At 65.1% G+C, this 25,415-nt stretch carries 18 protein-coding genes; 5 read left to right on the top strand and 13 right to left on the bottom strand.

Annotated features, from left to right (window positions below; all coding sequences use genetic code 11):
- Nucleotides 1-7 precede the first annotated feature (7 nt).
- From VIG90_RS11265 to VIG90_RS11240, 6 genes are all read right to left on the bottom strand, one after another.
- Nucleotides 8-952, bottom strand: coding sequence for a bifunctional MaoC family dehydratase N-terminal/OB-fold nucleic acid binding domain-containing protein (locus VIG90_RS11265; protein ID WP_331593615.1), 945 nt, complete (start codon nucleotides 950-952; stop codon nucleotides 8-10).
- Nucleotides 953-964: 12 nt separating this feature from the next.
- Entirely contained in the window at nucleotides 965-2,140 is a 1,176-nt protein-coding gene (locus VIG90_RS11260) for an acyl-CoA dehydrogenase family protein (protein WP_331593614.1), read from the bottom strand.
- A gap of 1 nt (nucleotide 2,141) precedes the next feature.
- The gene (locus VIG90_RS11255; protein ID WP_331593613.1) at nucleotides 2,142-3,962 is read right to left on the bottom strand and encodes a long-chain-acyl-CoA synthetase; all 1,821 of its coding nucleotides are present in this window, start codon (nucleotides 3,960-3,962) and stop codon (nucleotides 2,142-2,144) included.
- Nucleotides 3,955-4,818: an alpha/beta hydrolase gene (locus VIG90_RS11250; RefSeq protein ID WP_331593612.1), complete on the bottom strand. Its 864-nt coding sequence runs from the start codon at nucleotides 4,816-4,818 to the stop codon at nucleotides 3,955-3,957. The genes VIG90_RS11255 and VIG90_RS11250 overlap by 8 nt, the downstream gene beginning before the upstream one ends.
- A 75-nt stretch (nucleotides 4,819-4,893) precedes the next feature.
- Nucleotides 4,894-7,242, bottom strand: a complete 2,349-nt coding sequence (locus VIG90_RS11245) for a TonB-dependent receptor (protein WP_331593611.1) — start codon at nucleotides 7,240-7,242, stop codon at nucleotides 4,894-4,896.
- A complete protein-coding gene (locus VIG90_RS11240; protein ID WP_331593610.1) occupies nucleotides 7,242-7,592 on the bottom strand; it encodes a hypothetical protein in 351 nt (116 codons plus the stop codon). The genes VIG90_RS11245 and VIG90_RS11240 overlap by 1 nt, the downstream gene beginning before the upstream one ends.
- Between VIG90_RS11240 and VIG90_RS11235 the strand changes: the two genes are divergently transcribed.
- Entirely contained in the window at nucleotides 7,576-8,430 is an 855-nt protein-coding gene (locus VIG90_RS11235) for an AraC family transcriptional regulator (protein ID WP_331593609.1), read from the top strand. The genes VIG90_RS11240 and VIG90_RS11235 overlap by 17 nt on opposite strands.
- Nucleotides 8,431-8,521: 91 nt before the next feature.
- Nucleotides 8,522-8,782: a hypothetical protein gene (locus VIG90_RS11230; RefSeq protein ID WP_331593608.1), complete on the top strand. Its 261-nt coding sequence runs from the start codon at nucleotides 8,522-8,524 to the stop codon at nucleotides 8,780-8,782.
- A gap of 193 nt (nucleotides 8,783-8,975) precedes the next feature.
- Here the strand turns inward: VIG90_RS11230 and VIG90_RS11225 are convergent, their stop codons facing one another.
- A complete protein-coding gene (locus tag VIG90_RS11225) occupies nucleotides 8,976-11,981 on the bottom strand; it encodes a TonB-dependent receptor domain-containing protein (RefSeq protein ID WP_331593607.1) in 3,006 nt (1,001 codons plus the stop codon).
- A gap of 379 nt (nucleotides 11,982-12,360) precedes the next feature.
- Here VIG90_RS11225 and VIG90_RS11220 point away from each other — a divergent pair, with 379 nt between their 5' ends.
- Both VIG90_RS11220 and VIG90_RS11215 read left to right on the top strand, forming a co-directional pair.
- Entirely contained in the window at nucleotides 12,361-14,130 is a 1,770-nt protein-coding gene (locus VIG90_RS11220) for a peptidase M61 (RefSeq protein WP_331593606.1), read from the top strand.
- Nucleotides 14,127-15,695: a hypothetical protein gene (locus tag VIG90_RS11215; protein WP_331593605.1), complete on the top strand. Its 1,569-nt coding sequence runs from the start codon at nucleotides 14,127-14,129 to the stop codon at nucleotides 15,693-15,695. Before VIG90_RS11220 ends, VIG90_RS11215 begins: the two co-directional genes overlap by 4 nt.
- A 3-nt stretch (nucleotides 15,696-15,698) precedes the next feature.
- On the opposite strand, the gene VIG90_RS11210 is transcribed toward VIG90_RS11215, so the two are convergent.
- The 4 genes from VIG90_RS11210 to VIG90_RS11195 form a co-directional block, all read right to left on the bottom strand.
- On the bottom strand, nucleotides 15,699-17,006 hold the full coding sequence (locus VIG90_RS11210; protein ID WP_331593604.1) for an APC family permease: 1,308 nt from the start codon (nucleotides 17,004-17,006) through the stop codon (nucleotides 15,699-15,701).
- Nucleotides 17,006-18,505 carry a S10 family peptidase gene (locus VIG90_RS11205; protein ID WP_331593603.1) on the bottom strand — a complete coding sequence of 500 codons (1,500 nt, stop codon included), beginning with the start codon at nucleotides 18,503-18,505 and terminating at the stop codon, nucleotides 17,006-17,008. The genes VIG90_RS11210 and VIG90_RS11205 overlap by 1 nt, the downstream gene beginning before the upstream one ends.
- A gap of 305 nt (nucleotides 18,506-18,810) precedes the next feature.
- Nucleotides 18,811-19,293 carry an Lrp/AsnC family transcriptional regulator gene (locus VIG90_RS11200; RefSeq protein WP_331593602.1) on the bottom strand — a complete coding sequence of 161 codons (483 nt, stop codon included), beginning with the start codon at nucleotides 19,291-19,293 and terminating at the stop codon, nucleotides 18,811-18,813.
- A 136-nt stretch (nucleotides 19,294-19,429) separates the two neighbouring features.
- Nucleotides 19,430-20,581, bottom strand: coding sequence for a pyridoxal phosphate-dependent aminotransferase (locus tag VIG90_RS11195; RefSeq protein ID WP_331593600.1), 1,152 nt, complete (start codon nucleotides 20,579-20,581; stop codon nucleotides 19,430-19,432).
- Between the two features lie 283 nt (nucleotides 20,582-20,864).
- On the opposite strand from VIG90_RS11195, the gene VIG90_RS11190 reads away from it, so the two are divergent.
- On the top strand, nucleotides 20,865-22,352 hold the full coding sequence (locus VIG90_RS11190) for a S10 family serine carboxypeptidase-like protein (RefSeq protein ID WP_331593599.1): 1,488 nt from the start codon (nucleotides 20,865-20,867) through the stop codon (nucleotides 22,350-22,352).
- A gap of 45 nt (nucleotides 22,353-22,397) precedes the next feature.
- Here VIG90_RS11190 and VIG90_RS11185 read toward each other — a convergent pair whose 3' ends face one another.
- Both VIG90_RS11185 and VIG90_RS11180 read right to left on the bottom strand, forming a co-directional pair.
- Nucleotides 22,398-24,449 (bottom strand): amidohydrolase family protein, encoded by a 2,052-nt coding sequence (locus tag VIG90_RS11185; RefSeq protein ID WP_331593598.1) that lies wholly within the window; start codon nucleotides 24,447-24,449, stop codon nucleotides 22,398-22,400.
- A complete protein-coding gene (locus VIG90_RS11180) occupies nucleotides 24,446-25,414 on the bottom strand; it encodes an ornithine cyclodeaminase family protein (RefSeq protein ID WP_331593597.1) in 969 nt (322 codons plus the stop codon). Before VIG90_RS11180 ends, VIG90_RS11185 begins: the two co-directional genes overlap by 4 nt.
- Nucleotide 25,415 lies beyond the last annotated feature (1 nt).

Here is a 25,415-nt window from a genome sequence, read left to right as displayed (position 1 = left end):
CCTCCCCTCAGGCCAGACGGAACGCGGGCAGCACGTAGTCCGGCTCCACCTCGACGAAATCCAGCGTTACCGCCTTGCCGATCGCCACGTCCTCGATCGCCGTGTCGATCATGTTGGCAACGATCCGCACGCCTTCTTCCAGCTCCACCAGCACCACCGGCAGCGGATACTTGAAGCACGGCAGCTGCGGGTGGTGCATCACCACGAAGCTGTGGATCGTGCCGCGCCCGCTTGCCTCGACGGTCGTCCATTCCAGCGAACCGGTCTCGGGGCATGCCGGCACCGGCGGGTGCACCAGCCGTCCGTTGAAGGACTGGATCAGCAGCTTGCGCTGCTTCAATCCTTCCCAGAAAAAGGCGGTGTCGTGCGTGATGCCGGGGCGCGGATGCGGGAATTTCTTCTCCGCCTGCTCCGCCTTTTCAGGCGCCGCCGCCTGCACAGGAGGCCGGAACTTCAGCACCCGGAACAGCATGGTGCCAACCACCTCGCCGGTCTGGTCGGTGAAGGTGTAGTTGATCGTCACGAAATGGCCGGTGCCAAGGCCCGTCTGCTTGACATCCGAAATGTCGGAGACGATCGCCTTGTAGCTGACGATGTCCCCTTCCTCCAGATAGCGCACATATTCCTGCTCGATGTTGGTCGCAACGACGCCGGTAAAACCGGCCTGGTCGAACAGCTCCAAGACCGCCATGGACTCGTCTTCCTGGCGGCCGCCCACCCGGAACGGCGCCATGGTCCACACCTCCAGCATCGCCGGAGGTGCCACCGCGCCCTTGAAGCCGGCGGCAGCCCGCACTTCAGGGTCGTGCCACAGAGGGTTGGCATCGCCCATCGCCTCGGCCCAGCGGCGGATCATCGGCTGGTTCACCGGATCGCGCGCGGTCGTGGGCGGGGTTGCGTCCTTGCCGAGCCATTCGCGCGCGCGGGACAGAAGATCGCGTTGTTCAGTCATTGTCATTCGTCCTTACCGGGCGGCGCGCGGCATTTTCATGCCCACCTGAGCCACCATGTCACGAAGCACCTCGGCAGCGCCGCCGCCGAACGTATTGATCTGGCATTTGCGGAATTCGTGTTCGATCCGGCCGCGAAGCTGAGCCCCCGGCGAGCCGTCGCGCACCAGCCCGGCCGCGCCCATCACATCCAGCAACAGGCGCATGGCGCGGATCATGCCTTCGGTGCCGAACACCTTGAGGCCGCTGGCCAGCTCCGGGCGCGTGATGCCCTGCGAGACCTCCCAGCCCACCCGGTCGCCCATCAGCTTGACGGCGCTCAGCAGCGTGTAGCATTCGGCCAGCGCCAGCTGCACCCAGGGCTGGTCGATCAGCATGCCGCCGTCGGCGGTCTGCACCGTGCGGGCCCACGCCACCACGTCGTCGAAGTGGCCGTTGCCACCGTAAGACAACGCGGCAAGGCCGATGCGCTCGTGGTTGAGCTGCTCGGCGATCAGCTGCCAGCCGCCGTTTTCCTTCCCGATGATACTGGAAGCCGGAACGCGCACGCTCTCGTAGTAGGTGACGTTGGTGCGAACGTTGCCCACGGTCCAGATCGGCGTGAAGGAGAAGCCCGGCAGCTTGGTATCCATCATGAAGATGGTGATGCCCTTGTGCTTGGGCGCGTCCGGATCGGTGCGGGCGGCAAGGAACACGTAGTCCGCCCCTTCCGCACCGCTGGTGAACACCTTCTGGCCGTTGATGATGAAATCATCCCCGTCCCGCACCGCGCGTGTCTTGAGCGATGCAAGGTCAGAGCCCGCACCCGGCTCGGTGTAGCCGATGGCGAAAATCAGATCGCCCGTTGCAATGCGCGGCAGGATATCCCGCTTCTGCTCTTCCGTGCCCAGCCGCATCAAAGCCGGGCCCACCGTGTTCACTGTCACGAACGGATAGGGCGCCTCGGCCAGCACCAGCTCTTCCAGCAGGATTTTCTGCATGGACGGGTCCAGCCCCCGGCCGCCATATTCCACCGGCCAGCCCGGCGTCAGCCAGCCGTCCTGGCCCATCTGGCGGATCACCTGCCGGTAAAGCGGCCCGCCTTCGTTGCCAGACGTCGCCTTGCGGATCTCGTCCGTCATCAGCCCTTGCAGGTAGGCGCGGAACTCGGCCCGCAACGCCTTCTGCTCGGCACTTGCCTCAACATACATCTCAACTCTCCTGGGCAAAGGGGGCAAAGCCGAGCCGGTCCAGCGCCTCGCGCGTCAGCGGCACGTAGCGCCCGGCCTGCGGGTCCGCGATGTAGAGCGGATCGCCGCCGCACAGGTCCGGATCATAGCCTGCGCGCTGCAGGTCGACCTTGCGCAGCTTGAAGGTGGTGGTCATGTCCGCGACGCCCGAGACGCGCACGAACACCGGCACGGCGTAGCTGGCCAGCCGCTCGGCAGCGAAGCGATAGAAGGCTTCCCCATCGAACCGCGACGGATCGGCATAGGTCAGCGACACCATGCCCGCACGGCCCTCCGCGCCCGGCACCTTGACGCCATAAACGTTCGCCGTCTCCGGCCCGTCGAAGCCGCCCAGCACGGCCTCGACCTCATCCGTCGAGACGTTCTCGCTCTTCCAGCGGAAGGTGTTGCCGATCCGATCGACGAAGTAGAAATAATCCTCCTCGTCGAAGCGAACGAGATCACCGGAGCGGAACCACACGTCGCCTGGCCGGAACACGTTGCGCATGAGCTTCTGCTCGGTCGCTTCCCTCGAGGTATAGCCCTCGAAGAAGCCCGGAACGCCCGTGCCGTCCAGCACCTCGGCGATCAGCTCGCCGACCTCGCCCACCTTGGCTTCCACCACGCGGCCATTGGCATCGCGGATATGCTCGCCGTTTTCCACGTCATAGCGGATGAACCGCATGTTGGTGTGCTGCGGATAGGGCAGCCGGCCCACCGAGCCCGGCTTGTTGTCCACGTTGGTGATGCCGTAATTGGCCTCGGTCGAGCCCAGCCCCTCTATGACGTTCGAGACGCCGAAACGCTTGACGAACTTCTTCCACAGATCCGCCCGCAGCCCCGCGCCCGCCATGGCGCGCAAGCTGTTGTCCGCATCGTCCGGCTTTTCAGGAGCATTCAGCAGATAGCGGCAGATCTCGCCAATGTAGTAGAAGGTCGTGATCTTGTGCCGGCGCACATCCTGCCAGAAGCCGCTGGTCGAGAACTTGCGCCGCAGCACGAAAGGAATGCCGCATGCCAGGGAGACGGACGGCACCACCATGCCGCCTGCGCCGTGATAGAGCGGCAGCACGCAGTAGAACACGTCGCTCGGACCGATATCCATCAGGCCGCTCATCATCTCGCCTGAATTCAGGAAGCGCATGTGGCTCATCTTGGCCGCCTTGGGCAACCCGGTCGTGCCCGAGGTGAAGATGAGGTAGAGCGGCTCGCTCATCACGATGCCGGCGCGATGCTCGCGGCTCGGATTGGCATCGCTTGCGGCCGCCACGGCAGCGTTGAAGTCTTCAGCGCCCGCCAGGGTGAACGGCTGGCGGCCCTCTTCAGTCTGCACCCACACGAGCGGCGACCTCTGCTCCGGCGCAAGGTCGGCCACCGCCTGCCCCAGTTCCGCATCGACGATCAGCGCCTGGGCGTTCACCTGCGCCAGCGCGTGCGCCAGCACGTCACCGGTGGCCGAAGTGTTGATCAGCGCCGTCACCACGCCGATCTTGGAAAGCCCCAGCCAGATCAGCACGAAGTCCGGCCGGTTCAGCATCATCAGGGCCACCACGTCGCCCCGCTTGAGACCGGCGGCCAGCGCCGCATTGGCCACACGATTGGCACGCAGGTTGGCCTGCGCGAACGTGATTTTCTCTTCCTCGAAAATGATGAACGGCGTGTCCGGGTGGTCGCCCGCCCGCTCTTCCAGCCGATCCGGCACGGTATACTCCAGATCGCGGGCGAAGCCCGCCACCCGGCTCGCGCCGCGCATCAACCGGGCCATGGACTCTTCCCGGCTCGGTGTCACCCATTCATCAGCCATGACAGGGTTCGCCTGCACTGGCGTGCTTCCGGACAAAGTCGAGGACTGCTCCGAGAAACGCATCATTGTCGTCACCCGCTACCATGTGTCTTGCTTCAGGAATTTCCGCGACTTCCGCCGTCGGCAACAACTCGCGAAAGTGCTGGAGAGAAGCGGCCGATACCACTTCGCTCTTCCCGCCCCGCACCATCAGCACCGGCGCCTCAACGCGGCGCAGGGCCGTGCCGACACGGTGGTTGATCTCAGCCGGGTCCCAGTCGTCGCGCGGCGCAACGAAGGCCGGATCCCAGCGCCAGTAATAGCGCCCGTCATCGCCCCGCCGCAGGTTGCGCGCCAGCCCGCCAAGGGACGTGGGCCGGGGCCGGTGAGGCAGGTAGGCCGCAATGGCGTCCGCCGCGTCGTCCAGGCTGTCGAACCCGTCCTTGGTGCCCCGCATGAAGCCGATCACGTGGTTCTCGCCCGCCTTCTCGATCAGCGGGGCGATGTCCACCAGCACCAGCGCCTTCAGCGCCACCCTGGGTTCCTCGCCGCAGGCCAGCATGGAGGTAAGGCCGCCAAGGGAAGCGCCCACCAGCACCGGGTCCTGGTCCAGCGTTGCCGCCACCGTGCGCAGATCATCTGCGAACTGGTCCAGCGCATAGCGCCCATCCGGCGACCAGTCGCTCTCGCCATGGCCGCGCAGATCGAGCGCGATCACCCGGAAACCATGGCTGGCCATGGCGCTGACCGTATTTCCCCAGGCCCCGCGGGTCTGTCCGCCGCCGTGCAGCAGAATGACCGGCGGGCCCTCTTGCGGACCTTGCACATCCGCCGCGAGGCTGACGCCGTCGCGCATTCGGAAGCTCAGCTTTTCCACCTGAAAATCCCTTCCGATTGTAAGAGCCGGAAGCCCGGCCGGTCCCTCGCGGCCAGCCGGGCTCCTTTTGCACGCCTAGAACTTCACGCGCACGTCCAGGCCGTAGCTGCGCGGCTCGCCGTAGTTCGAGGTCGCAAAGCCCAGCGAGCCGAAGTCGATGCCCGCGGTGCGATAGTCCTTGTTGGTGATGTTCTTGCCCCACAGGGTAATGAGCGCCTCGGTGCGGCCAAGCGGCACGTCCGCAAGCATGACGCGGGCATCCCACAGGCCGTAGGCGGGCGCTGCGATATCCGCATCATACGGCGAGAACGGCAGCACCGGCAGGATGTTGAAGCCCACGCGGCCCTTGTAGCTGTAGTCCACGCGCACCGAGAGCACGCCTGCACCCACGTCGCCGAAGGTGTACTCGGCACCTGCCGTGAACGTCTTGCTCGACGAGTAGGTGAACTGGGCCACGTCCGAATAATCGCGGATCGTGTCGGTCGCCGGGTCGAGCGCCAGCAGCTCGGAGAAGTTGCGATCGACATATCCGAACGAGCCGTTCAGGCGCAGGCCCTCGAACGGCAGGGCCTCGAACTCGACTTCCACGCCCTTGAAGTCGGCCTTGCCCGCGTTGATCGTCTGGGTGGCCGAACCGCCCGTGCCTGCGACCAGCTGATTCAGCTGCTTGTCCTTCAGGTCCATGTAGAACAGCGTCGCGTTGAACCGGAGGCGACGATCGAACAGATCGCTCTTGAAGCCCACTTCGTAGTTGGTGACGGTTTCAGGATCATAGCCAGTGTTGACTGCACGGGCGCTGAAACCGCCGGCCTTGTAGCCGGTGGCAACGCGCGCATAGGCCATCACGTCCGGCGTCGCCTGCCAGGACAGCGTACCCGCGTAATTCAGCTTCGAGAAGTCGCGGTTCAGCTGGCCGAGCGTGTTGGTGAACACCAGCAGCTGCTTCTGGTCCTCGGTATAGCGCAAACCGCCGGTGAAGCTGAGCGTGTCGGTAATGTGGTAGGTCGCCTGACCGAACAGCGCCTGGCTGTCGTTCTTGTGCTCGTACTTCAGGTTGGTGTTGACGTTGATGCCGACAAGACCCAACGGGCCCATGTTCCGTACCAGCGTGAAGAACTGCGGATTTTCCTCGCGGGATTTTTCATGGAAATAATAAGCGCCCAGCACGTACTCCAGCCGCTCGCCCAGGTTGCCGACCAGGTTGATCTCCTGGCTGAACTGGGACTGGCGGCGGAAGGAATCCGCACCGAACACATGCACCGGCTGCACGCTGACCTGGCCGGTCGCCGGGTTCATGACGAGCCCGCGCAGACCCGAGTTTCCATCCAGATCGGTCTCGAGAATGGTGCTCTTCCACTTGCGGAAGCCCGTGATCAGGCGCAGCGTCATGGAATCGGTCAGATCGACCTCGGCGTTGATCGTGTGGCTGATGTTCCGGTCATGCGTCGAGGTCACATCCGGGTTGGCCCAATCGCGCCGCTCGGCCGACGGCCCAAGGAATTCCGTGCCCCCCAGCGATGCGGACCGGCTGAAATAATCGATCAGGTTCTGGTTGGCGACCGTGATCTGCGACAGGCTCGCCACCGCGCGGGTGTCGATCCAGTCGAACGAGTAGGTCATGCGGAAATCACCGCCCTTGTCGTAGGCCAAGCCGATGCGGAAGGCATCCGTGTTGTACGCGCCCGGATCCCGGCTGCCCTTCTGGCTGATGTTGTCGACATAACCATCGGCCTGCTTGTGCAGGTAATGGATCTTCGCCTTGATGCCCGTATCGCCGAACTCGCCGGTATCAACGCTAAGCTTGCCCTGCCAGTAATCCCGGTTGCCGTAGCTGGCGGTGGCGTCCACGCCGAATTCATCAGCGGGCTTCTTGGTCACGATGCTGACCGCGCCGCCGGTGGTGTTGCGGCCATAGAGCGTGCCCTGCGGGCCGCGCAGCACCTCGATCCGCTCCAGATCAAGAAGCTCGAACGCCGCACCGGTGGAGCGGCCCATGATCACGCCGTCCACATAGACGCCAACCGGGCTGTCGGCGGTCAGGATGGGCTCTGATTCACCAACGCCGCGAATTTGCACGATCACGTGGTTCTTGGTCGACGGGCCAGTGGTGGTGGTCAGGTTGGGCGCCAGAGAGCCGAGCATGGTCGCGTCGCTGATGCGACGGCTCTCGATGGCCTCGATACCAACCGCGCTGATCGCCAGCGGCGTGCGCTGCATGGACTCGCTGCGCTTCTGCGCCGTGACGACAATTTCCTCCAGACCATAGCTCGCCGTACCGCTCGCCTGCGCCGGGGCATCGGCCGGAGCCTGATCATTGCTTTGAGCATGGGCCAGCATCGGCGTCAGCATCAGCGCCGCGGTCGCATGCAGGAATATGAAATATTGCTTCAGGCAACGAGTGTTGCCCTGCTTCACGGGTGTCATCACCGCCATCCTCCCTCTAGGTGCGGCCGGTCTCTCGCCTGGACCGGTCCGCGCATCGACGCCGATACGCCGACGACCTGAATGGTACCGATTAAATCGGCCGGCACAGGGGGGCATCCGTTTTCAATTCGTGCGATTTTTTTGCCAAAGTGATCACAATCGGCAAATCGGGCACACCCGGCCTGTTCCTGTGTGAACATCTGGAAAATATTACGGGCCAGATTCGGCCCGGTGTCACGCCCTTGATTGTCGGGCCCGTCACGTGATAGCTTTTTTGCGTAAATATCCGCCGCAATAAGAACGATAATGTACAGTTGCGGATGGGGAGGCTCGATGAAACGCAGTGTCATTCAGGCTGAATTGACCAAAGGCGCCACACGGCTACGTGTCCAGACATTCTATTACGAAAGCCCGTCGGAGATGGTGCGGCGGCCCTCGCGGCACACGCTGGCGCTCATGTCCTCCCGCAAGAAATCCAGCCGCGGGCACTTCTTCAACCGCCATCAGGCCGATCGTCTGTCCGATCTTGGCAGCCTCATGTTCATTCCCGCGGGCCATTCCCTGTTCGGCATGGGTCCGGGCGGCGCGCAGGAAATGATTGCCTGTTCGTTTGAAGCCGGCGCCATTCCCGCCCTGTCTCCTCTGGAGAGGAGCTGGGATCTGAGCGACCTTACCCAGTGCTACGATATCCGCTCTCCGCGCATTTCCGATACCCTGCGGCGGATTACGCAGGAGGTCCTGACCCCGGGCTTTGCCAGCGACATCCTCATCGATGCCCTCATCAACGCCCTGCCCGTCGAACTTTCACGGTATTTCCAGACCCACCCGGAGGCCCAAACCACGCCGGTTTCCAAGCGTGGGCAATTGAGCCAGCGGCAGCTGCAAACCATCGAGGACTATGTGCGCGAATGGCCAGCCGGCGGCGTTCGGTGCGAGGATCTTGCGGCGCTCGTCGGTCTCAGCCGAGCCCATTTCATGCGCTTGTTCAAGGCCACGACCGGGATGACGGCCCATGCCTTTGTGGAGCAGCTTCGCCTGCAACAGGCACAAACCTTGCTGGCGACAACCAACATGCCGCTGAAGCAGATTGCCGGACAGCTGGGCTTTGCCACGCCCGCCAGCTTCTCTCTGGCGTTCCGCCGCCTCACCGGCCTGACCCCCGGAAGCTACCGCACCGAGTACCAGTAACGGGCCGGAATCACCTCCCGGTGCGGTGATTTTGTGCCGCACAGCTGGCGCAGAGGTTTCATCAGGGCCGTAACGTGCTTATATTGGGGGCATGGATAAGCACGCCGAAATCACTCTGACCCGTAACGACGGCCGCACCTATTCGTGGCAGCCGCAAAGCAGGCTTTCCCGTCTGCTGGTCACCCTGAGCGGCCTTGCCCTCCTGGCCGCGCTCGCCGCTTTTGCGCTCGGCGCCATTCTGGTTGGGGTCGTTGTCGCCGTCACCCTGATTGCCGTGGGCCTGATCCGCGCGCAGCTGCGACGCGGGCGCAGCCGCCGTCAGGGCCCGACGCCTCCCGGCTTCTACCGGTAGAAACTGCCGCACTCTGCAAGACCGCCGGACGTGGAAGGAATGCCCTTCCGCGCCGCTTTTGCCTGCGCCAATGAAAAACCGCCCCGGCTCACCTTCATGAACCGGGGCGGCGCAACGCAACTTTTCCGCAAAAAGCAACACGAACAAACGTATTGCCGGGCTGAGAGAGGGGGTCCCAGCCCGGCAAAACGTGTTAGTAGCGCACGCGGGCGCCGACGTAGAAACGACGGCCCAGAATGTCGCCATAGCCGATGGACGGATAGGACGGCTGCTTGTCGAACAGGTTCGACACGCCGGCCCGCAGTTCCATGTTCCCGATCGTGTACTGCGCCGAGATGCTGTGGGTCATGTTGCTGGCAATGATCGGGTTCGGGTTGTTCTCGATCGTGGCGTCCGGCTTCGCCTTCACCTTGTCCATGTAGAAGAGCTGGTAGGTGAACCGGAACGGACCGTAGCCATAGCGCGCATCGAACCGCACCGTCCATTCCGGCTGCAAGGCGGTGTTGTCCTTGCGCTCGAAGAACGAACCCGTGACCTCGGTGGTCAGCAGCGACGTGTGGGTGGCTTCCAGGCCCAGCTCCAGTCTGCCCGGGTTGGAATTGGCGAAGATGCTCTCCAGCGGCACCAGATAGTTAACCGTATAGACCTCGCCGCGATACCGCACGATACCGGCGTTCACCGTGGTGGTGCGGCCCGAGATGATCGAACCGCCAGCCATGCCGTCCGAACCAACGGCCAGACGCTGGAACGCGTTGCAGTACTCTTCCGGCATGTCCGGCGAGTCAAAGCAGGCAGCTGCAAAGTTTTCGGTGGTGAAGGCTTCCAGACCGTCCCGCAGGTCGATCTCGATACGGTCGGCCATAATGGTCAGGCCCGGGATGAAGCGCGGCTGCAGAACGATACCGTAGGTCCAGGTCTTGGAGACTTCGTTCTTCAGGTCCGGATTGCCGCCGGTGGTGATTTCGGCGATCTGAAAGTTTTCGGACGAGCTCTGGAAGTCTGCAAGATTGCCCCACTCCGGATGCGCGGCGAACAGCGCCTCGCAGTTGGCGCGGCGTACGGCCGGATTGGTACCCATTGCAATGCGGTCGGCATCGCACGGGTCGTAACCGGTCGAGTCATATGAAACGGCAGTGGGTGCAACCTGCTGCGCGAGCGTCGGCGCACGGAAGTTGCGGCTGCGCGAGCCGCGCAGCAACACGCCATCCACCGGTTCCCAGCTCAGGCCGACGTTCCACACCTTCTCGGTACCGACAAGGGAGTTGTCGACATAGCGGAAGGCGCCGCTGAGTTCGAGCGACTGTGCGCCTGGCAGGTTGAAGCCCTCGCCCAGGATCGGCACCAGCAGCTCGCCCGAGAACTCGTCGGTGTTGTACTGGCCGGACTGCGGCACTTCCCGGCCGCCCACGCCGAACAGGCCCAGCTGGTTCGCCTCCATCGGCGTGAAGGTCACGCGCTCGTCGCGGTGCTCGTAGGCCGCGCTGAACTGCAGGTCGCCGGCAGGCAGGGTGAACAGCGAGCCGCCGATGGTCAGCAGCGCGTCGGTCTGCTTGTTCACGTAGTCCGTGCCGGTCATGATCGACACATAGTCGCGCGCCGCCTGGCTCACGTTGCCGTCGCCGAACGGGTTGATCGGCGCGCACGCCGCGTCGTCATTGGTGGAGATACCATCCGCGTTGATGGCGCAGACGATGTTGCCGCTGCCGTCGCGCACCGCGCTCAGCGCATTGTTGAAGCGCTGGGTGTGGGGCTGCCACAGGCGCTCCTTGCCTTCAACGCGGCCGTGGCTGATCGAGGCCGACCAGTAGAAGTTGCGGTCGCCCACGTAGAAATCGCCATCCAGACCAATCTGGGCGCGATAGGTGTCCGTGGTGTTTTCCTGCATGCCGCTCGGCAGCAGGTCATAGAAGTACTTGGAGAGATACAGGTTGCCGCCGCTCGCGAAGCCCGCATTGGCCGCGCTCAGGGCATCGATCGTCTCCTGCGTCAGGAACGGGTTGTTCCTGTTGAACCCGATGCTGCCCAGCACGGGGGAGGTGGTGTTCAGCACGGTGCGCGAGATGCCCTGCGGCAGGGACTCGCCCTTGGTGCGCGCGTACAGCAACTCGGTCGAGAGCGTGATGCTGTCGCTGATCTCGTAGTGGCCGATGACGTTGGTGGTCAGGCGCTCGACGCCGGTGCGCAAGCCCAGCAGGTTCGAGTAACGGAAGCCGTCACCGCCGCTTGCGAACGGAATGTTGTGAATGGTGCCCGGATCATAGGGGATCAGGCTGCCGTCCTTGCCGAACTGAACGGCCGAGCCGTTCACCTTGGTCAGCATGAAATCCAGCGGCGCCGGAATGTTGAACACGATGCCGTTCGGATTGAACGGCCAGAAGTGCGCGTCGAAGATCTCCATGACCGACGGAATGCCGTCGTTCTCGCCGGTGTTTTCCGGGTTGGTCACCGTCAGGCGCGCCAGATTGGTGCGCGGGCGATCGGAGAAGCGCAGCTGCGGAGACTTGGACCACTCGACGTTGGCGGCGATGTTGCCCCGGCCGTCGGCAAAGTTTTTACCAAAGGTGCCGCGCAGGCTGTAGGTGGCGTAGTCGCCGCGCGAGGAGATGCCGGTCTGGCCGTCCAGCTCCACACCTTCGAAATCCTTGCGCAGAATGTAGTTGACGACACCGGCGATGGCGTCAGAGCCGTAAACGGCCGCGCCACCTGCCTGCACGACCTCGACGCGCTCGATAAGACCGGTCGGGATGATGTTCGCATCAACCTGAGCGTCGGCAAGGCCGCTGGACGTGGTGACGAACCGGCGGCCGTTGACCAGCGTCAGGGTGCGACCCGGGCCCATGCCCAGCAGCTGCGGGGCCTGCTGGCCCGTGCCGCTGGACTCGCCGCTGCCGTCCGCCTGGTTCAGCATCGGTGTCAGGGAAGTGATCTGGTTCAGCAGTTCTGCCGCGCTGATGTTGCCGCGATCGGTCAGGGCCTGGCTGCCGAGGCTGATGATCGGCTGTGCGGTCTCCGCTGTGCCACGCCGGATGCGCGAGCCGGTCACCACGATATCATCGAGCACAGCCGAGCCGTCCGCCTGCGCTGCAGCATCCTGAGCCGCATCCTGATAGGCCGCAGCCCGAGCCATGCCGCCTGCCAGCAATGCAAGCGCCGCTGCCGAACCCATGAGGCCGCGGGAAAAAACTGCCTTTGTCTTCACTTCACTTAACCCCTGTTCTGATCCTTCGGCGCTTCCGCAACCTTCGGGCCCCTGCGTGCTGTTCCGCACTTCCTGAGCGTGCGGACCATAGCGGGATGCGGCCGCATTTTTTTGGGCGATCCTCGGCTCCCCAACCAGCGGTTGTGCAACTTTTATCCAAATGGAGCCCCCACCCGGCAAATCTGTTCACCCTGCTCCACAGGCCGCGCGCGCATTATTCCCCTGCTGCCGCAATTTCTTGCCAGCGGGCGGGCCGCACGAGCGCCAGAAAGAATAGAAATGCCCGTCAGTCGGCCAGTAAGATCACAGCCGTAGGAGACTTCCATCCCCCGTTGCCACACGGCACCGGGCAGATACAGTGAATTGGGGCGGAAAACTTATGCGGCGGCTGGCACTCTTGGCATCTCTGACGGCAGGCGGCGTGCTGCTGGCAACTAGCACGTCAACGTTCGCGCTCGCAGCGACGGGCACACCCGGCCACTTCGGCATCACGCTGACACCGGCCAAGCCCGATGTCTCCGGCGTCATCCCCTCAATCGACGTGAGCGTTGCCATTTCCGATGTCCAGGCCGAGGCCGGCGAGACCGTGGTGCGCCTGCCGTCTTCCCTGCATACGGTGGTGACCAGCGCCAGGGACATCACCGCCCTTTCCGCTTCTGACGACGCCGGCCCCCTCGGCATCAAGGCCGTGGATCTGCCGGAGAGCAACTCCATCGCCTACCGCACGTGGGTCGCCGACCGGCCGGTCAACGGCACGCTGCGCTTCAGCTACCGCGTGCCGGTTGATGCAACCCAGCCGCCCATTGCCAAGCCGCAGTATGAGCTGCGCACCAGCGACGCCACCATTTCCGGCAGCGCCTCCAGCTTCCTGCCGCTTCCCGACGATGCAACGCCGCGTCACGTGAACGTGCGCTGGGATCTCTCGGCGCTGGGAGACGGTGCTCTGGGCGTGAGCAGCTTTGGCATCGGCAACGTGGAAACCAAAGAGGCCTTCAAGCCCGAGCAGATGTTCTCCACCTACATCATGGCAGGCAAGCCGGGCCTGTACAAAGCCGAGCAAGGCGGCTTCTTCGGCGCATGGCAGGGCGAGCCGCCCTTCCCCGCCACGGGCCTGATGCAGTGGGCGGCGAACCTCCAGGAGTTCTACGGCCGCTTCTTCAACTACATGCCCGAGACTTTTGGCGTGTTCATGCGCCCGAACCCGGTGAACCCCGGCAGCGGCATCGGCCTGACCCACAGCTTCGCCTTCACCTACAACCACACTTCAGAGCCTGGGGGGCTGCGAGGGCTTCTGGCCCATGAAATGCTGCACGCCTGGGTGCGCTCTTTCGACAATCAGGACTATGAAGGCGGCGGACTGGCTGCCTCATGGTTCGGCGAAGGGCTGGCGGTTCATTATCAGCGCCTGCTCCCCTATCGCGCTGGTCTGATGTCGCAGGCCGAGTTCCTCGAAGACCTGAACCAGACCGCCGGGCGCTATTACACCAATGCGATGATCGGCACGCCCAACGCGGACATTCCAGCAGGCTTCTGGCGCGACACGCGCGTGCGCGTGCTGCCCTATGACCGGGGCTCGCTCTACTTCGCCAAAGTGGACGCGGACATCCGCGCGCGCAGCCACGGCAAGCGCTCGCTGGACGATCTCGTGCGCACCATGCTGGCGACCCGCCTGCGCGGCGAGCCGATGGATCAGGCGCTCTGGCTGCGCCTGCTGCGTGCGGAACTCGGCGAGAGCGGCATTCGCGAGCTCGACGCCATGCTGGCAGGCGGCACCGTGCTGCCGCCCTCTGATGCCTTCGGCCCCTGCTTCCGGCGTGTGACCAAGCCGCTGCGCCGCTTCGATCTGGGCTTCGATCCCGCCTCGCTCCTGCAAGCGCCCAAGATCGTGCGCGGGCTGAAGACGAACTCAGAGGCCGCAGCGGCGGGCCTGCGCGATGGCGATGTGATCCTCAACACCTTCTCGCAGGATGGCCTACAGGCCAACCAGACCGCATATCTGACGCTGAACATCCGGCGCGGCGACGAGGAGCTCACCATCCGCTACCAGCCGCGCGGCGAGACGGTCGACGCCTATCAGTGGGAGCTGAACCCGGCCAGTGTCGGCAAGGCGGAATGCCGCGCTTCGGTACAGCAGGAAGCCGCTCGATGAGCCCGCATTTCCTTCTCGCCACCGCGCTTGCGACCGCACTCTCGGGCGGCCTGCTGCTTGCCCTGCCCGGCCATGCAGCCGCCCCTGCCTCGCCCCCGTCGCAGGCGCTGGAAAGCAAGGGCTGGTACGTCGCCACACTGAGGCCCGTCAGGGAAGGCGGCGCGCACGTCAGCGCCATTGACGTGACGCTGGAAATCAGCGCGCCCGCGTCCCAACGGGGCGAGCCGCTGCGCCTCGTTGCTCCCATCGTCTACCCCGGCGTGCCCGGCGCGGCGGAGCGGATGATCGATCTCGTGATCGAGGACCAGTCCGGCCCGCTGCCCATGTCCGTGAAGGATGACCCGGCCGTGCCCGGGGGCTTTCCCTATTTCCGTCACTGGACGGCGGAGCGCACCGCGCACTACCCGGTCACCGTGCGCTACCGCGCGCAGGTTCTGCCCGACGGCGCCCCCAACGGCCCGCCGTTCGCCATGCGCCCGGTTGGCGGCGGCGTCTCGGGCGCGGGCGTCAGCATTCTGATCCAACCCGCGGACCAGACCGACATGCCCGCCACCCTGCACTGGGATCTGGGTGATCTTCCGGCAGGCTCCATTGCCGTCACCTCCCACGGCGAAGGCACGGCAACGGCCGCCTCCCCCAGCGATCTGGCGCAAGGCTGGTATCTGGCAGGCCCGGCCGGACGCCATCCCCGGGAGAACGGCAGCCATGGCTTCAGCGCCGCATGGCTCGGCACGCCGACGTTCGATGCGCCCATGGAAATGGCCTGGGCGGCAGAGGTCTATCGCTGGCTGGCCGGCTATTTCCCGCACCTGAAGCCGATGCCGGATTACCGCGTCTTCATGCGGTTCCACGAGCAGCCGCCCTATGGCGGGGCGACTGCCCTGCCAAAGTCGTTCATGCTGTCGCGCGGGCCGCTCGAGCCGGGCGAAGCCGCGGTCGCCCCGCGCACCACGCTCATTCATGAAATGCTGCACCAGTGGACGGGCGGCATTGATGCGCCCCACGGCATCTCCAGCTGGTTCAGCGAAGGACTGACGACCTACTACCAGACCATTCTGCCGGCCCGCGGCAATTTTGAAACTCTGGACGAGTATGAGGCCGCCATCAACGATCTGGCGTCTGACTACTACTCCAACCCTGCCCTGCGCATGTCCGCCGCCGAGATCACGAAAGTCGGCTTCAGCGATGCCGTCATCCGGCACATGCCCTACCAGCGCGGCGCGCTCTACTTTGCCGATCTGGACGCCCGCATCCGGGCGAAATCTGGCGGCGCGCGCACGCTGGAGACCCTGTTGTTCCAGATCTTCCGCGAGCGGGAAAGCGGCCATCGCTTCGACCACGCACGCTGGCTGGAGCTGATCACGCAGGAGCTGGACGAGGGCGAGCGCGAGCGCTTCGAGCGCGTCATTCTGGAAGGCGCGGAAGTGCTCCAGCCCGCCAGCAACGCCTTTGGGCCATGCTTTGCCCGTCTGGCCGCCCGTTACTCAGTGGCGGGCGAGACCCGCGAAGGCTTCCGCTGGGTGCGGGTGCCAACGGTGCCGGAGGACCAGTGCCGCGTGTGGTAGGCGTTACGCCGCGATAATGCGGCGGCGCACGACCCAGAAAACGACGCCCACCACGGCCCAGCCCGCGACCAGCGCATAGGCCCGCCAGTCCGCCTGGAAGCCGACAGCAATGATCGCAAGACCGCATACGGCGGCAAGAATGCCGCTAAGTGCCGCCGCCCGGCGGCCAAGGCCAAGCGAGCTGCGCGCGTGGATCTCCGGGTGCGCCTTTGCCACGCGCACCGCCGAGAGCGAGCAGGCGACGTATTTCAGCATGGTTGGAATGTTCACGGCGAGCAGCAGGAAAATGAGGCTCGTGGGCATGAGCAAGCCGGTCATCGCCAGCGCATAGCCCGCCACCACGGCACGGTGCGGCGTTGCAAATCGGGGGTGGATCTTGCCAAGCGCCGTCGGGAATGCGCCCGCCCGCCCCATTGCGAGCAGGCTGCGCGAGAAGGTGAGCGCGATGGAGTTCATCGAGGTCAGGATCGCAACCGCCGCTGCGGCCACGACCACCGGCGTTGCCCAGCTGCCCAGCGATCCTTGAGCCGCCTCGAGGAGCGGTGCAGCGCTGGACGACAACCCCTCCGGCCCAAGCGCTCCCAGTGCCGTGATGGAGACCAGACCGTAGACCAGCGCCGTCAGGCCGATGGCAAGCGCAATGCCGAGCGGAATGTTGCGGCCTGGCTGGCGCACTTCCTCGCCGATCTCGACGGCGGATTCGATGCCGAGGAACAGGCTGATCATCAGCGGCACGGCCGCAAGCACGACGAGCGGCTGTGCTTCCAGCGCCTGCGTCAGCACCGAGAAATCCGCCTGCGGCAGGCCGCCCGCCACGAACACGCCGAACACGCCGAGCAGGAGAACCATCAGCAGGTTCTGCACCCGAGCGGCAACAGAGACGCCGATGTAGTTGAGCGCAAAGATAATCGTGAGCAGCACTGCCATGGTGGGCTTCAGCGGCAGCGCCACCACCATGCCCACATAGCTGATCAGAATTTGCGCCAGAACCGTGAGCGCCCCCACATTGCTGAGAATGCGCAGCCAGGAAATCAGGAAGCCCACGAACGGATGCAGGAAGCGGCGCGGCCATTCATAGGACGCGCCGGACACCGGCACGGCGGAGCCCAGATACGCATAGGTGACGGCAAACAGCAGCATCGGCACCGCCGCCAGCAGCAGCGCCAGCAGCAGCCCGCTTCCGGCCACGGAGGCCGCCGGCTGCAACACGGTGAAAATGGAAACGCCGATGGCCGTGCCGGTGCCGAACATCACGACCCCGGCCAGCCCCACGTCCCGGCGCTGCGCGGTCTCGGATACGCTCGTCGCCATCACTTCTGCCCCTGCACGAAGGCGCGCACGTCCGCCGCCAGTTTCGCGCGGGAGGCCGCGCCCAGATAGGGCATGTGCCCGGATTCATATTCGCGGAAGGTGACCGCCTCCAGCGGCATGCCTGCATGGCGCACCGTGTATTCGGCGGCACCCAGCGTCGTCACCAGATCATAATAGCCCGTGCCCACCAGCAGCCGCAGCTGCGGGTTGCGCCGCATGGCAACCGCCAGATCCGTTGCATAGTTCCGGCGCACCGGTACGCCGGGGCCAAAGCCGTAGTCCCAGCGCGCGTTGACCGAGCGGAAAGCGATCGGTTCGTAGGGCAAGTCGAGCGTCACCTTGAGGGTTGCCCGCGCGTAGCTGTTCCACGCAGCCACAAAGCCCGGCACATACTGGCCCATGGCTGGATCATCCGCGACCGGATCATTACCATTGGGCGCCAGCGGCAGGGTGAAGCGCGCGTCATACATCCCCACCTGCTTCTTTTCGCCCGCCAGCACCTGACGCGCGAACGCGCCTGGCGAGAGCCGCAGATCGCTCGCCAGGATGGCAGGCTTGGGCAGGCCGAGCAGTTGGGAAAGCTCTGCGGCCACGGCTTCACGCTCTGCCTGAGGCAGGGCGGACCCGGCATAAAGCGCCGTCAGGTAACGCTCGGCAACGAACCGCCGGGCGGCCTCTGCCTGCCCCTCCGCCGTGCACCCCTCGGCCACCTTTCCGAAATAGCAGGCCGTTGCTGCAAGCGAGGGAAGAGCCATCGCCACGCCAAGGTCGCCATCGCCGCCGCTCATGTCCATGGCCTGGCCAAGCAGGATGATGCCGTTCAGCGTCAGGCCGTCCATGCCGCCGGTTTCCATTGGTCCGCCGGCGGCCAGCTTGGCGACGGCCGCCGCCCGCACCGTGCCGTAGCTCTCCGAGACCAGATACTTGGGCGCGTTCCAGCGGCCGTGCGCGCGGACCCACTGGTGCATGACCTCGATGGTGGCGCGGGCATCCTGCTCGACGCCGTAGAACTGCTCCGGCTTGCCGTCCGGCAGCACGCGGCTGAAGCCGGTGCCGGGCGGGTCGATGAGCACGATGTCGGCCACGTCCAGCGGGCTGTCCGGATTGGCCTGCGTGCGGAACGGCGGCGTGGTGGCGGGCCTGGTCGCATCATCAAAATCCACCCGCTGCGGCCCGAGGAACCCCATGTGCAGCCAGATGGAGGACGAGCCCGGCCCCCCGTTGAAGGCAAAGATCACCGGACGGGCCTCGTTGGCCTTGCCATCGGTGCGAACATAGCTGGTGGTGAAAATGCTGGCGGTGCGCTTGCCTGCGGCGTCAGTGACGAAGTGCTCCTGCACCACCGCCTTGTAGCTCAGCCGCTGCCCCCCGAAGACGCCGCTGTGGCCGGTCGTGAAACTGCGCGGCGCCGCGGCCTGACTGTCCTGCGCCGGGGCAGCGTGGGCGGCCGGGATCAGGGCCTGGCTGGCCAGCAGGGTCGCAGCCAGCAAGCCCGTCATGATACCGGCCGCCCGGCACGGACTGCGCCGCGTCTCCTCACCTTTTGCAGTCCCCGGGTGATGAAGCGTGAAGGTCGTCCACGCGAGACGCTGGCGCACCGTGCTGTTCCTTTTCTGGTTCCCCGAAGGCCCCATGCTTCCGCCCCGCGGATCAGCCTTCGGCGAAGTCCCTGCCATGCGACCCCACCCTGACGCGGAAAACAGGCCCATGACGGATCGAACTCTAGAGACTGGCTCTGGCGCAGGTTATGCCAATCCTGCGACGAGGAGTGCGGCAGCGCATAATTCGTTTCTGATTGCCTGCCTCAGAGGGAAAGATTTCCCCGCAGCGGAATGGCCGTGGTGTGCTTCAGTTCGGCCAGCGTGACGATGGACTGCGCATCCAGCACGCCCGGCAGCTTCAGGACCACATCGGTCAGGAAGGTCTGGTACCAGGGCATGGACGGTGCGGCGACCTTGATCATCACGTCCCGGTCGCCAAAGATGGTGTAGCATTCCAGAATCTCCGGAATGGCATCGATCTTGCGCAGAAACTCGCGGCGCTGCTCGTCGGTCAGCGTCGACATCTTCAGTGTCGAGATGATGAAGATGACGTTGTTCAGCTTCTCGCGGTTGAGGATCGCCACCTGCCGGGAGATGTACCCTTCCTCCCGCAGCCGCTGCAACCGCCGCCAGCAGGGCGACTGAGACAGCCCGACCCGTTCCGCGATTTCCGCCGTCGACAGGGAAGCGTCCTTCTGGAGCACTTCCAGAATCTTGATATCGAAGGCGGTCAGTCCCTCAGACATACTTACCCCACGCACGAGACAGCGAACCGGCCGGAACTCTACCCGGCCGATTCCCAATCAATAGGGGAATATGTGCGCTTTTCAAACGCCGAACATCAAAGGCACTGCGAATGGCGCAGGGCAGCAAAGCGGCCGGCTACACCCCGGCACGCCAGGTGCGCAGCCCTGCCTCCAGCCGCATCAGCCCCTGCTCCAGCTGGTCCGCCTCCTTGCCGAAGCCGATGCGGATATGGCCGGGCGCGTCAAAATACTCGCCGGGAGCAACGATCACCTGCTGCTCCGCCGCCAGCCATTCGGAGAAGCTGTAACTGTCCGCAATGCCGGCAAGGCGCGGAAAACAGATGCAGCCGGCGTCCGGCAACTGACCTTCCACCAGCCCTTCGGCCTGCCAGCGGTTGTAGTAGCGCTCCAGCACCGGGCGGGCCGCCGCAATCATGTCCGCAGAGAAAGCCTCGAACGGCGCGCTGTTCTCAAGCACCAGTGCCGCCACGGCATGGGACAGGTTGGAGATGCCGAACTCCGTCCGGTCGCTGAGCGCGCGGATGCTGGCCATGATATCTGGCGCGGCAACGATCCAGCCGCAGCGCAGGGTCGCAAGGCCATAGATCTTGGTGACGCTGTTGATGGTAATGAGGTTCGGCGCAAGACAGGCCGCCGGCTCGGGCCGCGCCGCCACATCGGCATAGTCGCCATACACCTCGTCCACAACCACGCGAATGCCCCTCTGCTCGGCAGCCGTTGCCAGCGCCACGAGAGTCTCAGGGCTGGCCAACATACCGGACGGATTGTGCAGGTTGGAGATCACGATCAGCCGGGTGTTCGGCTGCGCCGCCTCCATGACCGCATCCACATCGATCTCGTAGCGCTCTCCAGTCCGGGCAAACGAGGTGACGGAGAGGTGCTGTGCCTTGGCCAGATCAGTGAACAGGTCAAAGCCGGGCGTTTCCACCAGCACATGATCGCCCGGACGGGTCAGGGCACGGTAGAGCAATGCCAGCGCACCGGTTGCGCCGGTGGTGCAGATCACCTGATCGCGCGGCACACCATGACGGGCCGCCACCACGTCCAGCACATAGGGGTTACCGCCAGAGAATGCGCTGGTATAGCGGGAGGTCAGCGGCCGGGAGAAGCCCGCCGCGATCGTTTCCTGCAACAGCTCGACCGGCTCGGGCACAGAGCTGTCGAACAGGGAGATGAACGAACGGCCATCCTGCCGGCTGCGCCTGACGACACGCCGAATCCACTGGGCATAGGCCTCCTCAGAGGGCCGCTCAAACACTCGGGTCACAGGTCCGCCGATCTCTCTACTACTCAACTGAGAGGAACCTACGGCGGAGCGGGAAGAATATGTTCTCTCATTATCCGGACCTTTATGGCGCGCCGCGCATAAAAATGGTCGCTTCTGCAACCAATGTGGTGGCACAGCCGCCCGGGCTGTCCGCCCGAATTCAACGCGCGGGGCTTTGCGGCATAAAAACCGGCGCGAGAACGCCAGATCCGCCCAACACAGGAAAATTTCCGCAGGCGGCGTTGCTATACTTCGTTGCCACAACCGGAAGGGAGCAACGCGCGTGAAACTGCTTGGCGTTACCGCAACGGCACTACTGGCCCTCATGACGGTTGCCGTGGCCCAGCCCGACATCAACGCCGTCCGGCCGGACCCGACGCCGGTTGCCAGCGATGGTCCGCTTGCCCCTGCCCGCGCCCGGCACAGCGTCACCGTGGGCAATGCTGCCGTCCGCTATATGGCCCGCTGGTCGGAGACCGTGCTGAGGGATGATGCCGGCGCTCCTCAGGCCACCATTTCCGCCACCAGCTATGTCCGCGAGGATGTGCGCGATGCGGCTCGGCGGCCGGTGCTGTTCCTCTTCAACGGCGGGCCGGGGGCCTCTTCCTCCCCGCTTCATTTCAGCGCCTTCGGCCCCCGCCGCCTTGCGCAGGACAAGCCGGGCGGCGAACGCAGGCTGGTTGAAAACCGCGAAAGCCTGATCGACGTTGCCGATCTGGTGTTCATCGACCCTGTCGGCACCGGGTTCAGCCGGGAGCTGCGCGAAGGCGGCGGGAAGGCCTACTGGTCGCCCGAGGGCGATGCGCAGGCCGCTCATGTCTTCATTCGCAACTGGCTGAAGGAGGAGGGCCGCACCGCCTCTCCCGTGTTCGTTGCCGGTGAAAGCTACGGCGGCTACCGCCTTGCTCTCATGTCCCGCCATATGGAGGACCTCAACGTCAAAGGGCTGATCCTCCTCTCTCCCTTGCTCGACCCCGGCCTCAGCGCGGGCGACCAGCACTACATCATCACCCTGCCGACACTGGCCGTCGCCGCCTGGCATCATCGCAAATCTGGCGATGACACCCGCACGCCTGACATGGTCTGGGAAGAAGCGCGCGCCTTCGCGCAAGGCGACTATGCCCTTGCCCTGCAACAGGGCAGCGCATTGCCCGGGCCAGAGCGGGATCGGCTGGCCGAACGCATGGCGACGCTGATCGGCCTGCCTCAGGAAGCCATCAGCAAGGCGAACCTGCGCGTCGGCAGCCAGAATTTCCTGGAATCCCTTCTGGCGGACAAGCTGGTCGGCCGCCTTGATGTGCGCGTGACCGCTCCCAAGGCCCAGCCGCCCACCAACAGCAACCGCCCGGCGGCGGCAAATGACCCCGCACTGGGGCTCGGCAAGACCAACGTCATCCGCTCGGCCCCCATCGCCGACTATCTGCGGCGGGACATCGGCGTCAAAACGCGCCGGGATTATTTTTCCCTGACGCTCGACGTGAACTTCAACTGGGACTGGCGCGGAGACAACCGCTACCCGTCCTCCCGTGACGCGACGCCGAACATCGCAAAGCTGATGCAGGCCAAGCCTGATGTCTCCCTGCTCCTGCTCGGCGGCTATTATGACCTTGCAACGCCAGTGCTGGGGCCGTGGTACGCCATTACTCATGGCGGCGTGCCGCTGGAGCGGGTGAACCGCGTCCTCCTGCCCGCCGGGCATTCTCCGTTCGAGGGCGACGCCAACCGGCAGCACACGGCGGATATCGTGCGCCAGTTCCTGCGGGCAAAGTAGAAAGGGGGGAGGCCATCCTCCCCCCCCTTTCCCATCAGCCAGAGGCTAGTTTGCGCTTGCAGCCTCTGTAGGCTTTTTGACTTCCGGCGCGGAGGCGAACGGCCGAATGCCGAGCGCGCTGTAGATCTCCGAGGGGAAGTAGATCGCACCGCCCTTCAGCACCATGCGCGCCTTCTTGATCTCACGGATATCCTGCGTCGGGTCGCCGGCCACCAGCACGAAATCCGCCAGCTTGCCCTGCTCGATGGTGCCGCGCTCATGGTCACGGCCCAGATATTCGGCACTGGCCAGCGTGCCGAGGCGCAGCGCGTCGGACGCAGGGATGCCCGCCTTGGTGTAAAGCTCTAACTCCCGGTGGACGGTAAAGCCGGTGGTATCGTCCGTGCCCGGCAGCAGCTGAATGCCTTCCTTGTGCAGCGTTGCCAGCACTTCCAGCACCTTGGCGAAGCCGTCCTTGTAGGCCTGGTCCTCTTCCGGCGATTTGATGGTGACGAAGCTGCGCTTGCGGTAGCGCTGATAGCCGATCGGCATGTGCTCCAGATAATCGGCATCCCCCGCATTGACCTCGCCCGCACGGCTCAGCATCAGACGCTCGAGGATGAGCGCGGTCGGATCGAGCGCGATGCCATCCTTCTTCATCCGGTCAACGGTCTTGCGCACCCGCGCGCTGTTCAGGTCGAGGTCACCGCCGCGCGCCATAGCGGTGAGGCGCAGCGGCGTGCGCGTGTCTTCCTCCGGCCCCAATATCCAGCCCAGCATCAGCTGGTTGATGTGCGCAATCTCGCCGTAGCCGTCATTGATGACCCGGTCCGGGTTGGAAAAGGCCGGAACATGGCCCGTTACCCGCAGACCAAGCCTGTGGGCTTCGTCCGCCACTGGCTTTACCCATTCCGGCGCGAGGGAGTTGTAGATCTTGATCTGCTCATAACCCCGGTCCGCATACCAGCGCACGGCGGCAACCGCCTCCTCTTCCGTTGCGGCAATGATGCCGTGGCGGGCCGAATACGGGCTGCGTCCCTCAAGGAACCCCGTCGGCACGATGCGCGGCCCGGCGATCTGGCCCGCCTCGAGGCGCGGCAAAAGGTTCTGCAGGAAAGCGTTGTTGTTGCCCAGATCACGCGTGCCCGTCACGCCCGCCGCCAGATAGAACAGGCCGGATTGCAGGGTCGTGTGGGAATGCATGTCGTGCAGGCCGGGGTAGACCGTGCCGCCCGCGCCGTCGATCACCACCTGATCGGCGGGTGCCGCTTTGCCGTCCTCAGGCAAAACTTGCGTGATACGGTCCCGCATCACGACAACGGTCGACAACGGACCGCGCTTTCCAGTGCGCGGGTCGAAAACATGCACGTTGCGGATGCGCACCGGTGCATCGAAGCGATGCGCCAGCTGCTGTTGCAGGGTCTGCATCCGCTCGGTTTCCAGCTCCGTACCCAGCGCCAGAAGCTGCGGCACTTCGGCCTCGTAGCCTTCGCGCACCGTGGCGCTTTTTGCGCTGAACGTGGCGAACAACCGCTGCTCAGCGTCCAGCAGCAGGTAGCCCGGCTCCAGCTGCACACCGTCCAGCCGGTAGGCCGTAACCGCGGTCGCCTTGGCCCCCGCACCCACGCTCAGGTCCCGCACCTTGGTCAGGCGCAGCTCGCCGCCGGGCAGAACCGCAAGCCGGTTGCCCTTTGCCAAGAGCGCGGCGCGGGCATAAACACCCTCCGCCCACGGACTGCTGTCATTCATGATGTAGAGCGGCGGCGCTGCCGCCTCGGTCTCGCCCTTGTCCGCTTGGCTGGACCACGTGGCGCGGCCCTTCTCCCACACATAGCGCTCGTCTACCGTGCCGCCCATCAGCGAACGGCCTGTCGAGGTCCAGCGCACCGGAATGCCGTTCTTCCCAAGCTCGATTTCCTCGCGCAGCTTGGGGCCACGTCCGTTGTCGTCAACGGCGTACGTCACTTCCGTGCGGTTGCCCTCCGTCGTGCCGACAACCGTGCCGACGACCTCGCCGTTGCTGACGACGGACAGCCGCTCGATCGTGGCGGCGAGCGCCCCTGATGCCGACGTCAGCAGCAACAGCGCGGAAATACGCAACAGATTGGAAAGCTTCACTTGGTCCTCCGCTCGGCGGCACGGGAATAAACATAGGTGGCAGCGGCCAGGTCCTGCACGACATGGCCGAGAGACTTGTAGAGGGTGATCTGCTCAGCGCTCTGCCGCCCCATGATGCGCCCCAGCAGCACCTCGCCGATTTCCCCGGCGATATGGCTGTCATCAATGCGCCCCTCGGCCTTGGCCTCTGCTAGCTCTGACGCAGCAGCAAGCGCTGACGGGCGATAGTCGGCGAAATACCGGCTGGCGACGACCAGATCGGCATCCACCTCAACCGGGCCAAGGTAGCTGGAGCCGACCACGTTCACATGGGTGCCAGGGCGCACCCATGCCCCGAACAGGATCGGCTTGTCCGCGCCGCTGACCGTGCAGATGATGTCTGCCGCCTCGGCTGCTGCCCGCCCATCCGTCGTTGCCTCGATGGTCAGGCCTACGGCGGGCGATAACCGCGCGGCCAGCGCTGCGGCGCGCTCCGGCGCTCGGCCCCACAGCAGGATGCGCTCAAGCTTGCGGACGCGACTGATCGCCAGAATATGAGACTCTGCCTGCGCACCGGTGCCGAACACGGCCAGGGTGCGGGCATCCGGGCGGGCCAGCGCATCGGTGGCCACCGCGCTGGCGCAGCCAGTGCGGATGTGGGTGATGGTGCCCGCATCCGCCACGGCCAGAACCGTGCCTGCATCGCCCTCGAACAGCACGACGACGCCGCGGTGGGCCGCACGGCCCGGGCGCTCAGGATCACCGAACACGCTGACCAGCTTGGCCCCGAACCTGCCCTCTCCTGGCAACGCGCCCGGCATCAGGCCGAACATCTTGCCCGGCGCGAGCGTCTGGATCGTGCGCAGCGGCTGTGGCTCGCTGCTGGCGGACAGCGCCGCCATGGCCTTGCGTATGGCCGCAATGCAGCCGTCATAGTCCAGCAGCGCCTCGACGTCCGCCGCCTGAAAGGTCAGGAAATCCGTCATC

Source organism: Pedomonas sp. (assembly GCF_036515995.1).
GTDB lineage: Bacteria > Pseudomonadota > Alphaproteobacteria > Sphingomonadales > Sphingomonadaceae > Pedomonas.
This window is presented reverse-complemented; position numbering and strand designations above follow the sequence as displayed.

Bases quoted from the DNA above. Each gene is read 5' to 3' on its own strand.
- VIG90_RS11240 (WP_331593610.1), bottom strand. From the start codon at position 7,592: ATGACACTGCGTTTCATCGAGCCTCCCCATCCGCAACTGTACATTATC.
- VIG90_RS11200 (WP_331593602.1), bottom strand. From the start codon at position 19,293: ATGTCTGAGGGACTGACCGCCTTCGATATCAAGATTCTGGAAGTGCTC.
- VIG90_RS11205 (WP_331593603.1), bottom strand. From the start codon at position 18,505: ATGACGGGCTTGCTGGCTGCGACCCTGCTGGCCAGCCAGGCCCTGATC.
- VIG90_RS11210 (WP_331593604.1), bottom strand. From the start codon at position 17,006: ATGGCGACGAGCGTATCCGAGACCGCGCAGCGCCGGGACGTGGGGCTG.
- VIG90_RS11260 (WP_331593614.1), bottom strand. From the start codon at position 2,140: ATGTATGTTGAGGCAAGTGCCGAGCAGAAGGCGTTGCGGGCCGAGTTC.
- VIG90_RS11265 (WP_331593615.1), bottom strand. From the start codon at position 952: ATGACTGAACAACGCGATCTTCTGTCCCGCGCGCGCGAATGGCTCGGC.
- VIG90_RS11215 (WP_331593605.1), top strand. From the start codon at position 14,127: ATGAGCCCGCATTTCCTTCTCGCCACCGCGCTTGCGACCGCACTCTCG.
- VIG90_RS11255 (WP_331593613.1), bottom strand. From the start codon at position 3,962: ATGGCTGATGAATGGGTGACACCGAGCCGGGAAGAGTCCATGGCCCGG.
- VIG90_RS11245 (WP_331593611.1), bottom strand. From the start codon at position 7,242: ATGACACCCGTGAAGCAGGGCAACACTCGTTGCCTGAAGCAATATTTC.
- VIG90_RS11235 (WP_331593609.1), top strand. From the start codon at position 7,576: ATGAAACGCAGTGTCATTCAGGCTGAATTGACCAAAGGCGCCACACGG.
- VIG90_RS11180 (WP_331593597.1), bottom strand. From the start codon at position 25,414: ATGACGGATTTCCTGACCTTTCAGGCGGCGGACGTCGAGGCGCTGCTG.
- VIG90_RS11220 (WP_331593606.1), top strand. From the start codon at position 12,361: ATGCGGCGGCTGGCACTCTTGGCATCTCTGACGGCAGGCGGCGTGCTG.
- VIG90_RS11230 (WP_331593608.1), top strand. From the start codon at position 8,522: ATGGATAAGCACGCCGAAATCACTCTGACCCGTAACGACGGCCGCACC.